The sequence below is a fragment of the Streptomyces tricolor genome (genome assembly GCF_002155905.1).
Taxonomy (GTDB): Bacteria; Actinomycetota; Actinomycetes; order Streptomycetales; family Streptomycetaceae; genus Streptomyces; species Streptomyces tricolor.
Map to the genome: position 1 here is coordinate 1 of NZ_MUMF01000636.1, position 1,152 is coordinate 1,152.

Sequence of the window (1,152 nt, forward strand, 5' to 3'; positions counted from 1 at the left end):
TCGCACACCTTGCGGTAGCGGATGCGGCCGTTGTCCTCGGTATGGATCTGGCGGAAGGCGATGGCGTGGCTCTCCGTGGCGTTCACCAGCTTGATCGGGATGCTGACGAGGCCGAAGGAGATGGCGCCGTTCCATATCGATCGCACGTGCCGCACCCTTCCTTTGGAGATTTCTCCGGTTTGTCTGGGATTGTCATCCTATGACGCCTATCACAGAGGTGGAGGGGCGCCGGGTCGCGCTCAGCAACCTGGAGAAGGTGCTGTATCCGGAGACCGGCTTCACCAAAGGGGAGCTGCTGCACTACTACGCGACCACCGCCGCGGCCCTGCTGCCGCATCTGCGCGACCGGGCGGTGTCCTTCCTGCGCTATCCGGACGGCCCCGAGGGGCAGCTGTTCTTCACGAAGAACGTGCCGCCGGGTACGCCCGAGTGGGTCACCACCGCCGAGGTGCCGCGGTCCTCGGCGGACAGCCCGGCCCGGATGGTGCTGGTGCAGGATCTGCCGAGCCTGGTCTGGGCGGCGAACCTGGTCACCGAGTTCCATACGCACCAGTGGCTGGTGCAGCGCCCCGAGGAGGCGGACCGGCTGGTCATCGACCTCGATCCGGGCGCGCCCGCGACGATCGTGCACTGCTGCGAGGTCGCCCTGTGGCTGCGCGAGCGGCTCGCGGCGGACGGGATCGAGGCGTACCCGAAGACGGCCGGGTCGAAGGGGCTGCATCTGCTGGCGGCCGTGCGCGGGAGTTCTTCCGAACGGACGTCCGAGTACGCGAAGGCGCTGGCGGTGGAGGCCGAGCGGGCGATGCCCCGGCTGGTGGTGCACCGGATGACCAAGAGCCTCAGGCCGGGGAAGGTGTTCGTCGACTGGAGCCAGAACGCGGCCCGCAAGACCACCGCGACCCCGTACACCGTGCGGGCCCGCCGAGCGCCGCTGGTGTCGGCGCCGGTGACCTGGGAGGAGGTCGCCGACTGCCGCAGCCCCGGGCAGCTGGAGCTCCGGGCGGAGGACATCGCGCCGCGGCTTCAGGACCTCGGTGATCTGATGGCGCCGCTGCTGGATCCGGGGTCGGCCGCTCCGGTTCCGTGACCCGCAGGCGCCCCTACGGCGGCCGCCGCCCCGGCCGCCCCCGGTCCACTGGACCGCCCTCAGAC

2 protein-coding genes are annotated in these 1,152 nt (G+C 70.4%); one reads left to right on the forward strand and one right to left on the reverse strand.

Annotated features, from left to right (window positions below):
• A partial coding sequence (locus tag CCN44_RS46815) for a Ku protein (protein ID WP_462509663.1) occupies positions 1 to 146 on the reverse strand: 146 nt, incomplete at its 3' end.
• Between the two features lie 53 nt (positions 147 to 199).
• Here CCN44_RS46815 and ligD point away from each other — a divergent pair.
• A complete protein-coding gene (gene ligD / locus CCN44_RS36110; protein WP_086702857.1) occupies positions 200 to 1,087 on the forward strand; it encodes a non-homologous end-joining DNA ligase in 888 nt (295 codons plus the stop codon).
• Positions 1,088 to 1,152 lie beyond the last annotated feature (65 nt).